9 protein-coding genes are annotated in these 13,099 nt (G+C 71.1%); 4 read left to right on the forward strand and 5 right to left on the reverse strand.

Annotation, left to right across the window (positions count from 1 at the left end):
- The first annotated feature begins 58 nt into the window (after positions 1–58).
- The 3 genes from dusB to FHS38_RS01905 all read left to right on the forward strand — a co-directional run bounded on the left by dusB (position 59) and on the right by FHS38_RS01905 (position 5,814).
- Positions 59–1,189 (forward strand): tRNA dihydrouridine synthase DusB, encoded by a 1,131-nt coding sequence (gene dusB, locus FHS38_RS01895; RefSeq protein ID WP_184729947.1) that lies wholly within the window; start codon positions 59–61, stop codon positions 1,187–1,189.
- A gap of 381 nt (positions 1,190–1,570) precedes the next feature.
- A complete protein-coding gene (ppdK, locus tag FHS38_RS01900) occupies positions 1,571–4,285 on the forward strand; it encodes a pyruvate, phosphate dikinase (RefSeq protein ID WP_184729949.1) in 2,715 nt (904 codons plus the stop codon).
- A gap of 464 nt (positions 4,286–4,749) precedes the next feature.
- Positions 4,750–5,814, forward strand: coding sequence for an ArsR/SmtB family transcription factor (locus FHS38_RS01905; RefSeq protein ID WP_184729951.1), 1,065 nt, complete (start codon positions 4,750–4,752; stop codon positions 5,812–5,814).
- A gap of 63 nt (positions 5,815–5,877) precedes the next feature.
- Here the strand turns inward: FHS38_RS01905 and FHS38_RS01910 are convergent, their stop codons facing one another.
- The 4 genes from FHS38_RS01910 to FHS38_RS01925 all read right to left on the reverse strand — a co-directional run bounded on the left by FHS38_RS01910 (position 5,878) and on the right by FHS38_RS01925 (position 10,970).
- A complete protein-coding gene (locus FHS38_RS01910; RefSeq protein WP_184729953.1) occupies positions 5,878–6,714 on the reverse strand; it encodes a carbohydrate ABC transporter permease in 837 nt (278 codons plus the stop codon).
- Entirely contained in the window at positions 6,715–7,692 is a 978-nt protein-coding gene (locus FHS38_RS01915; protein ID WP_184729955.1) for a carbohydrate ABC transporter permease, read from the reverse strand. It abuts the gene before it with no gap.
- Entirely contained in the window at positions 7,693–8,952 is a 1,260-nt protein-coding gene (locus tag FHS38_RS01920) for an ABC transporter substrate-binding protein (protein WP_184729957.1), read from the reverse strand.
- Positions 8,953–9,080: 128 nt separating this feature from the next.
- A complete protein-coding gene (locus FHS38_RS01925) occupies positions 9,081–10,970 on the reverse strand; it encodes an APC family permease (RefSeq protein WP_184729959.1) in 1,890 nt (629 codons plus the stop codon).
- Between the two features lie 259 nt (positions 10,971–11,229).
- On the opposite strand from FHS38_RS01925, the gene FHS38_RS01930 reads away from it, so the two are divergent.
- Complete coding sequence (locus FHS38_RS01930; RefSeq protein WP_229821887.1) at positions 11,230–11,916, forward strand: hypothetical protein; 687 nt, start codon at positions 11,230–11,232, stop codon at positions 11,914–11,916.
- 80 nt (positions 11,917–11,996) lie between these two features.
- Here the strand turns inward: FHS38_RS01930 and FHS38_RS01935 are convergent, their stop codons facing one another.
- Positions 11,997–12,914, reverse strand: a complete 918-nt coding sequence (locus FHS38_RS01935) for an oxidoreductase (protein ID WP_184729961.1) — start codon at positions 12,912–12,914, stop codon at positions 11,997–11,999.
- Positions 12,915–13,099: the final 185 nt, after the last annotated feature.

The raw sequence follows: 13,099 nt of genomic DNA on the forward strand, positions 1-13,099 counted from the left end.
GAATGGGGGACAATGGACGGTCGACCCCCTCCGTACGAGCCCGAGGAAGCCCTCTTTCATGACGCAGCTCCAGATCGGCCCGCACTCGGTGCAGCCGCCGGTGGTCCTGGCCCCGATGGCCGGGATCACCAACGCGCCCTTCCGCACGCTGTGCCGTGAGTTCTCCGGCGGCAAGGGGCTCTTCGTCAGCGAGATGATCACCACCCGGGCGCTCGTCGAGCGGGACGCCAAGACCATGCGGCTGATCCACTTCGACGGCACCGAGAAGCCGCGCTCGATCCAGCTCTACGGGGTCGACCCGGTCACCGTCGGCAGGGCCGTCCGCATGATCGTGGACGAGGACCTCGCCGACCACATCGACCTGAACTTCGGCTGCCCGGTCCCCAAGGTCACCCGCAAGGGCGGCGGCTCCGCGCTGCCGTTCAAGCGGAACCTGCTGCGCTCGATCCTGCGCGAGGCGGTCGGCAACGCGGGCGCGCTGCCCGTGACCATGAAGATGCGCAAGGGCATCGACGACGACCACATCACCTATCTCGACGCCGGCCGGATCGCCGTCGAGGAGGGCGTCACCGCCATCGCCCTGCACGGCCGCACCGCGGCCCAGCACTACGGCGGCACGGCCGACTGGGACGCCATCGCCCGGCTCAAGGAGACCGTCCCCGAGATCCCGGTGCTCGGAAACGGCGACATCTGGTCGGCGGACGACGCCCTGCGCATGATGCGCGAGACCGGCTGCGACGGCGTCGTGGTCGGGCGCGGCTGCCTGGGCCGCCCCTGGCTCTTCGGCGACCTGGTCAGCGCCTTCGAGGACGGCGGGGCCTCCTACGCCGCGCCCACCCTCAAGGAGGTCGCCCGGGTCATGCTGCGCCACGCGGAGCTGCTGGGGGAGTGGCTGGAGAGCGAGGAGCGCGGTGTCATCGACTTCCGCAAGCACGTCGCCTGGTACACCAAGGGCTTCTCGATCGGCTCGGACATGCGCCGGAAGCTCGCTATCACCTCATCCCTGGGCGAAATGGACGCTCTTCTGAGCGAGCTGGACCTGGACCAGTCGTGGCCTGCCGGTGCCGACGGCCCGCGCGGACGGACCTCGGGCCGGAACCGGGTCGTCCTCCCGGACGGCTGGCTCAATGATCCGTACGACTGTGCGGCCGTGAGCGCCGACGCCGAACTCGACACGTCCGGCGGCTGAGAGCGGCGTGATTCTCGCCACCACTGATCGGTGGTCCGCTCAGATGAGCGGTTGAGGCGAGGGTCAATCTTTCTGAGGGGTGGCACTGCGTGCCACCCCTCTTGCGTTCACTTCCTGAAGTGAACTGCTCGATTTCTCGACACCCTGTGATGGTGCGAGTGTTTTCCGTGAGATTGGGTTCAAGCTTTGAAGTTGACGTCGTTGAACCACCACTAAATGGATCACTTTCGATCTGCTGGCGGACGGGTGGTTACAGCCGTATGACCGTGGAGTGGACCTGCCCAGAAGCCTTCGATCTGGGTACGCTCCCCGCCGTCAGCACGTTTGAGCAGGCCCTCCCCCAACTGTGTACGGGGGGACCCCAGTGAGGAGTCGAGTCCCGTGCCGGAAACCACAGATCGCCAGAAGTTCGTCTACGACTTCACCGAGGGCAACAAGGAGCTGAAGGACCTGCTCGGCGGGAAGGGCGCCAACCTCGCCGAGATGACCAACCTCGGTCTGCCCGTCCCTCCCGGCTTCACCATCACCACCGAGGCGTGCAAGGTCTACCTCGCCAGCGGCGCGGAGCCGCCGGAGATGCGTGACGAGGTATCCGCCCACCTCGACGCCCTCGAGGCGGGGATGGGCAAGAAGCTCGGCCAGGCCGACGACCCGCTGCTGGTCTCCGTCCGCTCCGGCGCGAAGTTCTCCATGCCCGGCATGATGGACACCGTCCTGAACATCGGCCTCTCCGACGCCTCCGTCGCCGGTCTGGCGGCCCAGGCGGGCAACGAGCGGTTCGCGTGGGACTCCTACCGCCGTCTCATCCAGATGTTCGGCAAGACCGTCCTCGGTGTCGACGGCGAGCTCTTCGAGGAGGCGCTGGAGGAGACCAAGCGGGCCAAGGGCGTCACGACCGACGTCGACCTCGACGCGGCGGACCTCCAGCGGCTCGTGGAGGAGTTCAAGGGCATCGTCTCCAAGGAGACCGGCCGGGACTTCCCGCAGGAGCCGCGCGAGCAGATGGACCTCGCCATAAGGGCCGTCTTCGAGTCGTGGAACACCGACCGCGCCAAGCTCTACCGCCGCCAGGAGCGCATCCCCGGCGACCTCGGCACGGCCGTCAACGTCTGCTCGATGGTCTTCGGCAACCTCGGCCCGGACTCCGGCACCGGCGTCGCCTTCACCCGTGACCCCGCGAGCGGCCACGCCGGCGTCTACGGCGACTACCTCCAGAACGCGCAGGGCGAGGACGTCGTCGCGGGCATCCGCAACACCGTCCCGCTCGCGGACCTGGAGCGGCTCGACAAGGCCTCGTACGACCAGCTGATGCAGATCATGCAGACGCTGGAGACGCACTACAAGGACCTGTGCGACATCGAGTTCACCATCGAGCGCGGCAAGCTGTGGATGCTCCAGACCCGCGTCGGCAAGCGCACCGCGGGTGCGGCCTTCCGCATCGCGACGCAGCTGGTGGACCAGGGCCTGATCGACGAGGCCGAGGCGCTCCAGCGCGTCTCCGGCGCGCAGCTCGCCCAGCTGATGTTCCCCCGCTTCGACGAGAAGGCCGCCACCGAGCTGCTGGGCCGGGGCATCGCCGCCTCGCCGGGCGCCGCGGTCGGCAAGGCCGTCTTCGACTCCTACACCGCGGTGAAGTGGTCGCGCTCCGGCGAGAAGGTCATCCTGATCCGCCGCGAGACCAACCCCGACGACCTCAACGGCATGATCGCCGCCGAGGGCATCCTGACCTCGCGCGGCGGCAAGACCTCGCACGCGGCCGTCGTCGCCCGCGGCATGGGCAAGACCTGTGTCTGCGGCGCCGAGGAGCTCGAGGTCGACACCAAGCGCCGCCGCATGACCGCCCCCGGCGGCGTGGTCATCGAGGAGGGCGACGTCGTCTCCATCGACGGCTCCTCCGGCAAGGTCTACCTGGGCGAGGTCCCGGTCGTGCCGTCCCCGGTGGTCGAGTACTTCGAGGGCCGCATGCACGCGGGCGCCGACGACGCCGACGAGCTGGTCCAGGCCGTGCACCGGATGATGGCCTACGCCGACCGGACGCGCCGCCTGCGGGTACGGGCCAACGCGGACAACGCCGAGGACGCCGCCCGCGCCCGCCGCTTCGGCGCCCAGGGCATCGGCCTGTGCCGCACCGAGCACATGTTCCTCGGTGAGCGCCGCGAGATGGTCGAGCGCCTCATCCTGGCCGACACCGACGCCGACCGGGACACCGCCCTCGACGCGCTGCTGCCGCTGCAGAAGGCCGACTTCGTCGAGCTGTTCGAGGCCATGGACGGGCTGCCGGTGACCGTGCGGCTGCTGGACCCGCCGCTGCACGAGTTCCTGCCGGACATCACCGAGCTGTCGGTGCGCGTCGCGCTCGCCGAGGCCCGTCAGGACGCCAACGAGAACGACCTGCGCCTGCTCCAGGCCGTGCACAAGCTGCACGAGCAGAACCCCATGCTGGGTCTGCGCGGCGTCCGCCTCGGCCTGGTCATCCCCGGTCTGTTCGCCATGCAGGTACGGGCGATCGCCGAGGCCGCGGCCGAGCGCAAGAACGCCAAGGGCGACCCGCGCGCGGAGATCATGATCCCGCTGGTGGGCACCGTCCAGGAGCTGGAGATCGTCCGCGAGGAGGCCGACCAGGTCATCGCCGAGGTCGAGGCCGCCACCGGCACGAACCTCAAGCTGACCATCGGCACGATGATCGAGCTGCCGCGCGCCGCGCTGACGGCCGGCCAGATCGCCGAGGCCGCCGAGTTCTTCTCCTTCGGTACGAACGACCTCACCCAGACCGTGTGGGGCTTCTCGCGCGACGACGTCGAGGCCAGCTTCTTCACCGCGTACCTGGAGAAGGGCATCTTCGGGGTCAGCCCGTTCGAGACCATCGACCGCGACGGCGTGGGCTCGCTCGTCCGCGAGGCCGTGAAGGCCGGCCGGGCCACCCGGCCCGACCTCAAGCTCGGCGTCTGCGGCGAGCACGGCGGTGACCCGGAGTCGGTGCACTTCTTCCACGAGGTGGGCCTGGACTACGTCTCCTGCTCCCCGTTCCGCATCCCGGTCGCCCGCCTGGAGGCGGGCCGCGCCGCGGCACTCGGCGGGGGCAGCGACAGCCGCTGAGGCGGTTCTGCGTCCTCAAGCGCCGGACGGGCTGGATTTCCAGCCCGTCCGGCGTTTGAGGACACCGCGCGTAGCGCGGGGTCGGGGGGCCTGGGGGCGCAGCCCCCGGCAGCCGCGTGACCGGCAGGTGACAGGTGGGTTTCACCCGGCGCCCCGGAGCGGAGCGGGCACGGCGAAGGGGCGGCGCCCGTGCGGGAGCGCCGCCCCTCTTTACTCCCCCACCGGGAGTTGTTGCCGCCCGCATCGGCTCGGGCGGCAACTCGCATACTCAGCGGCCGCTTTTTCGCTCGCCACCCCCCACGGGAACGAGCGGGTGCGGCCCTGAGTGCGTGAATAGCATTTCGCTTCTGCGATGTTCGCCGCGACTCCTTTCAACTGTGGCCAAAAGGGCGTGGTAACACCTCGTATCGGTGTGCATACTCAGTGAGCGGGGGGTGGTTGCGGATGTCTCATGTGGGGGTTTGGTGCTGCGTGTCCATTTCACTGGACTCGATCTGGCCCGGTTGCGCCTGGCCGGAGACCCGGACGCACTCTGGGAAACCGTATTGAGCTTGCACCGACTTCGGGACAAACAAGGCGAGTCGATCTTCGGGGATTGGCGCTCGGAAACCCGTGCTCGGTTGAATGGTGAAACTCGGCTTCTCGCGCCGCTGGTACCCTCGCGCGGATATTTCCCCGACTTCTTGACCCCGCCCGAAGGCGTACTCGGGCTCGAGTCGGGGATGCAGGCGCTGCGGGCCACGCCCGCCGACCGGGTCCACCAGGAGCTGGGCCGGGTGGCCGGCGCGCGGACGCTGCCCGCTTGGATACGATCGCTCGCCGAGGGCGACGCCCGGGCGTTCGGCAAGCTGATCGGCGCGCTGCACGCCTACCACCAGGCGGCCATAGAGCCGTACTGGCCGCACATCCAGGCGCAGATCGAGGCCGACCGCGCGGTGCGCGGCCGGGCGCTGCTGGACGGCGGAGCCGACGCGCTGCTGTCCTCGTTGCCGCCGATGATGAGCTGGCGGGCGCCGGTGCTGGAGTGCGACTACCCCGTGGACCGCGATCTGCACCTGAACGGGCGGGGGTTACTCCTCCTGCCGTCGTTCTTCTGCCGACGCACCCCGGTGGCCTTCCAGAACCCCGAGCTCACCCCGGTGCTCGTCTACCCCGCCCGGCACATGTCGGAGTCCGCGCCCGCCGTCCCGCACGCCCCGCGTTCGCTGGGCAAACTGGTCGGCCACACCCGCTCGGCGGTCCTCGGCTCGATAGGGGGCGGCTGCACGACGAGCGAACTGGCCCGCCGGGTGGGCGTGTCGGCGGCCTCGGCCAGCCAGCACGCCGGCGTGCTGCGCGAGGCCGGGCTGGTGCTCACCCTGCGCAACGGCAGCGCGGTGATGCACACGCTGACGCCCCTGGGCGCGGCCCTGCTGCGCGGCGGCCACCGCGGCACGCAGCTGTGCCCCAAGGACCGTTCGGCGAGGGTCCAGTCGTCGATCCCGGAGCGCTCCACCCCCGCCACGATGCTGCAGTCTCCCGGGGGGTGACCCCCGGACCCCCAGCCGGACCGTGGCGCGGGCCGGTGGGGACGTCAGCCGGACGGCGGGCGTTCAGTCGTCGATCCCCGAACGCTCCACCCCCGCCACGATGTAGCGCTGGAGCAGCAGGAAGACCAGCAGCAGCGGGACGATCGAGACGGCGGCCGCGATGAACAGCTCGTGGATGTTGACGCTCTGCGCGGTGGTGAAGGTGGACAGGGCGACCTGGACGGTCCACGCGTCGCGGTCCTGGCCGATGACCAGCGGCCACAGGAACGCGTTCCAGGCTCCGATGAAGACGATGGTGCCGACGGCGGCGAAGACCGGACGGGAGTTGGGGACGACGACGCGCCAGTAGGTGCGCCAGTACCCGAGCCCGTCCACTTGGGCCGCGTCCTCCAGCTCCCGGGGGAAGCCCAGGAAGTACTGCCGGAAGACGAAGCACGCGAACGCGCTGAACAGCGTGGGGACGATCAGGCCGCGCAGGGTGGAGACCCACCCGAGCGAGGAGACGAGCACGAAGGACGGCACGAACGTGACCGCCGCCGGGACCATCAGGGTGCCGAGGATCGCGTAGAAGACGGCGTTCGCGTGGCGGTAGGGGATGCGGGCCAGGCCGTAGCCGGCCAGGGAGGCGAGCAGCAGGGTGCCCACGGTCGTCGCCACCGCGATGAGCGTGGAGTTCAGCAGCGCGTGCGCCATCGGCACGTTCGGGTCGGCGAAGAGCTCGCGCAGGTTCGACCAGCGCAGCTCCCCGGGGAAGAACGTCCACCCCGGCGCCGTGATCTCCGACTCCGACGCCAGGCCGTTGCGCACGAGCAGATAGAAGGGGATCAGGAACAGCGCGGCCAGCGCGATCAGCAGCACCAGCCGCAGCGCCCGGCCGGCCCGTACCAGTGCGTCGTTCATCTACACCGCCTTCTCGTCGCGGCCGCCGAGTCCGAACCAGCGCGCCTGTACCACCGTCACCACCGCGATGATCAGCGCGAGGATGACCGCGCCCGCGCTGCCGAGGCCGAGGTTCTGCCCCTGGCCGAGGGCGGTGTAGTAGAGGTAGACCAGTGGCGGCCGGGCGTAGGGCGGGTAGCCGCGCGCGTCCGAGAGCAGGGTGTAGAACTCGTCGAACGCCTGGAAGGCGCCGATGACCAGCAGCAGCACCACCGCGACGGAGGTCGCGCGCAGCGCGGGGAAGGTGATGTACCGGAAGGTCTGCCACCCCGGCCGCGCGCCGTCGACGGCGGCGGCCTCGTACAGCTGGGGCGGGACGCGCTGGAGCCCGGCGAGGAAGAGCACCATGTAGAAGCCCGCCTGGAGCCAGAGCCGGACGGTGACGATGACCAGCCAGTACCAGGGCGGGTCGGTCGTCGACAGCCAGGCGATCTGGTCGGCGCCGAACCAGCCGAGGACGGTGTTGGCCAGTCCGAACCGCACCCCGTTGAAGATCGACAGCTTCCAGACCAGGGCCGCGACGACGTACGAGCAGGCGGTCGGCAGGAAGAAGACCGACCGGAAGAACGCCTGGGCGAAGCGCAGCCGGTTGACCGCCAGCGCGAGGCCGAGCGACAGCGCGTACGTGGCCGGGACGATGAAGGCGGTGAAGACCGCGAAGGTCAGCAGGGCGGCGCGGAAGGACGGGTCCCCCAGCATCGCCGTGTAGTTGTCCAGGCCGACGAAGTCCGTCGGGGAGACGGTGTTGTGGGCGTCGAAGAAGCTGAGGTAGACGCTCCAGGCCAGCGGTACGTAGGTGAAGAGGGCGAGCCCGGCCGCGAACGGGCCGACGAAAATCCAGAACCAGAGGGTACGGTTCCGCTGCCGCGCCGGGCGGGGTGTCGCGGCCCGGGGCGCCGTGCCGCGCCGTGCCGTTTCGGCCTCACTCCGCGTCGCCATTCAGGACGTCTTCTTCACGCGCCGCAGCTCGGCCTCGGTCGCGCGGACGGCCGCCCTCAGCTCGGCGCCGGGATCGGCGCCGTCCTTGATGATGCGGCTGAGAGCGTCCTGATAGGCGGTTTGGCTCGCGACCGTCCACAGAAGGGGCTGGGCGTAGCCGTGGTCGACGGTGAAGCGCACGATGTCGGCCGCCGCCCCCGATCCCAGCTTGTCGGCCTTCTTCGCCAGGGAGACGCGGGCCGGGATGTGGAAGCCGTAGGAGAGCGCGAAGTCCTGCTGGAAGTCCGTGCGCTCCACCCACAGCCACTTCACATAGGCCTTGGCCGCCTCCTTGTGCCGGCTGCGGGTGCTGACCGCGCTGCCGTACGCGCCGACGGGCACGGCGGGCCGCCCGTTCGGACCGTCGGAGGGGAAGGGCAGCACCCCGAAGTCGTCCCCGAGAGCCTTCTTCACCTGGGGCAGCGCCCACAGCCCCGACCATTGCATGGCGGTCAGTCCCTGGACGAGGGCGGACGGGTCGGACCAGTCGGCGGGGGCGCCCAGCAGCAGCGACTTGTCGGCGTACAGCCGGCGGATCTTGCCGAGGGTGCGGGCGGCGGCCGGGTCGTCGAAGCCGACCTTGCCGTCGGCGGTGACCAGGCTCAGGCCCGCCGCGTGCAGCGGGGTGCCGCCGAGGACGCCCGCACCGCCGTCGTTGCCGAGGAAGAGCCCCTTGGTTTTCTCGTCGGTGAGCTTCTTCGCGGCGTCGACCAGCTCGTCCAGCGTGCGGGGCGGCTTCACCCCGGCCTTCTCCAGCAGGCTCTTGCGGTAGTAGAGCACCTGGGTGTCGATCACCTGGGGGACGGCCCAGACGCGGCCGTCGTGGGTCTTGGGGGCGAGGGCCGCCGGGTGGAAGTCGTCCTTGACGCCGTTCACGAGGTCGGTGAGGTCGACGACCTGCCCGCCCCGGATCTGGTCCAGGGTCGGGCCGTTGACCTCGAAGACGTCGGGCCCCGAGTCGGTCAGCAGGGCGGCCGCGGTCTGCTGGTCGTAATTGCCGGGCCGCCACTGCACCCGGACGTCCGCGTTCCTGTAGGCCTTCGCGTACCGCCGCACCGCCGGTTCGGTGCCCGGCTCGCCGTACTGGTGGTACCACTGGGACAGCTGGGACCGGGAACCGTTGTCGTCGCGCCCGGTGTTGGAGCCGCAGGCGGCGGCGAGGCCGCCCGCGAGGGCGAGCCCGCCACCGGTGGTCAGGAGTCGTCTGCGGCTGATCGGCATGTCGCGTCCCCTCGCTGCGTTGACGTGTCACCGAGTGCCCGGATCCACTGAGCGCCCGGATCGTACGGCTCAACGATCAACGATGGACGGGGATTACGACAGACGCGTTACCGCCGCATGTCGGCCCTTCAGGCCGGTTCGCCGCCTTGCGCCGCGCCGATCCGGAACCGCAGGCGGCAGATCACCGCGTCCGTGTCCCGGCGCACCGCGTGGGCGACGACCGCGCCGCGCTGGTTCTGCAGCAGCCGCTGCCAGACGTGCGCGGGCTCGACCTCCGGGATGAGGACGGTGACGCGGTTGTCCGGGTGCCGGTCCGCGATCTCGCGTACGTAGTCCACGATCGGACGGCCCAAGGAGCGCGAGGGCGCGGGCAGTTCGACGAGGTCGACACCGGGACGCCACAGCTCCCAGTCGCGGCGCAGCGACTCCGCCGCCCGCCGCCCGTCCGGGTCGGCCTGGGTGACGGTCACCGCCACGACCTCGTCGCCGAGCGACACGGCGGCGGTCAGCGCCTTGCTGGTCAGCCGCGACAGCGAGGAGACGGGCACGACGACCACGGAGTGGCAGCGGCGGGGCGCCTCGGGCACCCGGCCCAGCTCCAGGCGCGCCCCGATCCGCCCGTACGCACGATGGACGGCCTCGAACGCCAGGACCAGCACCGGCAGCGCGACCACGATCAGCCACGCGCCCTCGGTGAACTTCGTCGCGGTGACGACGACGGCCGACACGCCCGTGAGCACCGCGCCGAAGCCGTTGAGGAGCGCCTTGCCCAGCCAGCCGGCGGAACGTTCCTGCCGCCAGTGCCGGACCATGCCGACCTGGCAGATCGTGAAGCCGACGAACACCCCGATCGCGAAGAGCGGCACCAGGGTGTTGACGTCACCGCCGGAGAAGACCAGCAGCAGCGCGGAGACGGCCGCGAGCGCCAGCACCCCGTGCCGGTGGACCTGCCGCTCGGCCTTGAGCCCGAAGACGTGCGGCAGGTAGTTGTCCCGGGCCAGCAGCCCCATCAGCACCGGCAACCCGCCGAACGAGGTGTTCGCCGCCAGCGCCAGCAGGACGACGGTCGCGAACTGCACGACGTAGAAGGCCCAGTTGTGGCCGAGCGAGGCATCGGCGAGCTGCGCGAGGACGGTGACGCCCTCGACCGGCTGGAGGTGGAAGCGGCCGATGAGGACCGACAGGCCGATGAGCATGACGCCCAGCAGCGCACCGAGCGCGACCTCCGTGCGCTGCGCCCGCCGGGCGGCCGGGGCGCGGAAGGACGGCACGGCGTTGGCCACGGCCTCGACGCCGGTCAGCGCGGAACAGCCCGCGGCGAACGCCTTCAGCAGGAGCAGCGCACCGACGGTCGTCGCGTTGTCCGACAGCGCGGACGCGTGACCGGCGGCGGCCTCGGTGCTGGCGGGCGCGTCCCGGAACAGCCCCACGACGACCACGGTCATGATCGAGCCGACGAAGACGGCGGTCGGCACGATGAACGCCTTCGCCGAGTCCACGATGCCCCGCAGGTTCACGGCCGTGACCAGGGCCAGCACACCCAGGCAGATCCACAGCCGGTCGTCGTAGAGAGAGGGGACGGCGGAGGTGAGCGCCGCGACGCCGGCGGTGACGGACACCGCGACGTTCAGGACGTAGTCCAGCACCAGGGAGGCGGCGGTGAACAGACTGGTCCGCCGGCCCAGATGGCGCTTGGCGACGGCGTAGCTGCCGCCGCCGTCCGGGAAGGCCGCGATGACCTGCCGGTAGGAGGCGACGAGCACGGCCAGCAGGGCCGCGATCGCCAGCGTCACCGGAAGCGTGAAACCGAGGCCGTGTGCGCCCGCCGCCGCCAGCACGAGGACGATCGCCTCGGGCCCGTACGCGACCGACGCCATCGCGTCGAGCGACAGCGCCGCCAGGCCCTGCGTCGCGGTCAACCGGTGCCGGTCGTCCGCCACGGGCCCGGCGGCCCCGGTATCAGGCGGCTGCTCGCCGGTCCCGGCGGGCCGGTCGTGCTTGTTGGCCAGCATGGACATGTGTGGTCGTACCTCCGTGACGATGGGTCGCCGCTCGGCGCGAGTCGCGCTTGGCGCTCCGGAGGCTCAGGTTGCGCCCGTGATGCCAGGGGGGAGCCCGGCATTGGCGGTGCCTTGGCGCGTTTTGGCGTTTTCTTCACGCGTCCTTGACGCCGGGGGGTGCTCTGTCGTCAGAGCGGCGTCAGGGTTGGGGGGCCCGGCATCAGTGCCGCGTCAACACCTCACATGGGGCGGTCACACCGGTTCTAGCGTCAGGACCATGGGACGCCGACAGACATTACGGGCGCGGATGCACGGTTCGCTGGCGCACGGCCGTTCGCTGGCACACGTTCGTTCGCTCGCGCACGGCCGCGGGGCTGTTTACGGGCGGGGCGCCGAATACGGGCGGGGCGCCGGTTACGGGCGGGGGCCGCACCCGCGCCCCACGGCCGGCGGGGTGCTCGCCTGGGACCGCGGCTGGCGGCGTGAGGCCCGGGCCGCCTGGCTGTGCGGCCTGGCGCTCGCCGGCGTCCTCACCGCGATCGATCTCGGGCGCGGTGGGTTCGGCTGGCCGCACGGCTGCTGCTGGGCGGCGCTCGGCGCCACCCTCGTCCTCGTCCTGCGCCCGGCCCGGATCACCGCCGGCGACGGCTGGCTGGCCTCGCGCGGCCTGCTGCGCGAGCGGCGCGTACGGACGGACCTGCTCACCCGGATCCGGCGGGCGGACGGCATGGCACCGCGCCTGGTGCTGATGGACATCACCGGGGGCCGCGTCGAACTCGACCCCCAGGTCCTCGCCGACAACCCACTCCTCTGGCACCACCTGGACGCCGGAGCCCGCCTCGCCCGTGAACGCGGCGTGCTGCTGGAGGGGGCGGGGGTGCTGACCGCGCTGGCGGAGCGGATCGACGGGGAGGGGGCGCGGAGGCTGTTGAGCTCAGCCAAAATCAGCCCGTCCGGCGATTGAGGACACCGCCGCGCAGCGGAGGTGCACACCAACGCGGTCCGCAGAGCAAAGCGCGTACCCGCGAAGATCCGCCGGACAGGCTAGCCGTACCGCACGCCGGTCAGCCGCTCCGACGCCGCCCACAAACCCGCGCTCGCCTTGTCGCTCAGCGTCCACTTCGCGCGGGCGGAGTGCGTGGGGGAGCCGCGCCAGAGCTGCACGTGGGGGCCGAAGAAGTCGTCCTGGCCGACGTCCGGCGCGGTGGCCGCGTAGAGCGAGGGGAGTGCGCCCTCCTCGGGGCTCTGCGCGAGGAACCGGTTGAGGAATTCGGCGCCGCGCTCCGCCCAGGCGCGTTCCTCCATCCGGGCCCCCGTGGTCTGGAGGTTGGTCGCCGCGTAGCCGGGGTGCGCGGCGGCGGCCACGATCCGCGAGCCCTCGGCGGTCAGCCGCCGCGCCAGCTCGTGGGTGAAGAGCAGGTTGGCGCTCTTGGACCGCCCGTACTGGATCCAGCGGCGGTAGCGGTGGTCCATGTTGAGGTCGCGCGGGTCGACGGTGCTCAGGAAGTGCAGCCCGCTGGAGACGGTGACCACCCGCGCCCCGTGCCCGGCCGCCCGCAGCCGGGGGAGCAGCAGCCCGGTCAGTGCGAAGTGGCCGAGATGGTTCGTCCCGAACTGCATCTCGAAGCCGTCGACGGTGCGGCGCTGTGGCAGCGCCATCACCCCGGCGTTGTTGATCAGCAGGTCCAGCCGGTCGTCCGTGAGTTCCGCCGCGAAGTCCCGTACGGACGTGAGGTCCGCGAGGTCCAGCGGCGCGAACACCACGTCCGCGCCGGGCGCCTCCGCCCGTACCCGTTCCTCGGCCGCCTTGCCGCGCGTCGCGTCGCGGCAGGCCAGCACCACCCGAGCGCCGCGTCGGGCCAGCTCCCGGGCGGTGATGTAGCCGATGCCGCTGTTGGCGCCGGTCACCACGGCGGTACGGCCGCTCTGGTCGGGGATGTCGTTCGCGGTCCAGCCAGTCACGTCTGCTGTGCTCCTCTGCTCGGCGAACCGGCGGTCGGTCGTCCGTAGCCGGTCGCTACGCGTCAGTAGCTTGCGTTCGTTCCAGCGTAGGCGAGGAAGGGGGCGCGCGGGCGGCCCGGGTACCTATCAATGCGCCGTCCGCGCTCCCTTGAGCCAAACGGGTGTGCCGACGAGGCATGGCTGAC

This window comes from Streptomyces netropsis (genome assembly GCF_014203545.1).
Taxonomy (GTDB): domain Bacteria; phylum Actinomycetota; class Actinomycetes; order Streptomycetales; family Streptomycetaceae; genus Streptomyces; species Streptomyces netropsis.